1 protein-coding gene is annotated in these 400 nt (G+C 62.8%); it reads right to left on the reverse strand.

Annotated features, from left to right (window positions below; all coding sequences use genetic code 11):
- Positions 1-67 precede the first annotated feature (67 nt).
- Positions 68-400 (reverse strand): amidohydrolase family protein (locus AC1D0P_RS31030; RefSeq protein ID WP_477680236.1); only part of this gene is annotated, 333 nt, incomplete at its 5' end.

A 400-nucleotide genomic window follows, 5' to 3' on the forward strand; every position in this document is an offset into this window, starting at 1 on the left:
CTCAGCGACCGCGCGCTGACCGGCGCGGTCGTCAGATCGGTCGAACCTGCTGGCTGAACGGGCGTGGTCATGCGGTCAGCCGCCTACGCTGTTCGTTCATCTGCGGCGCCTTGTGGAACTTGCCATTGGCCATGATCGCCAGCAATCGTTTATGGTCCTGCAGGATGCGGACATCGGCGAGCGGGTCGCCGTCGACCAGGATCAGGTCGGCGAGATAGCCTTCCTTGACCTGGCCCAACTCATCGCCCATGCGCATGATCTGGCCGCCATATTTGGTTGCTGCCAGCAGTGCTTCCATCGGCGAGAAGCCGAGCATCTCGACGAAGGTCTGGATATCCTTGGCATTGGTGCCCTGCGGCGTCCAGGCGAAGCCGTAGTCGCCGCCGATGCAGATGCGGAT

The organism is Polaromonas sp. P1_G2, assembly GCF_056405515.1.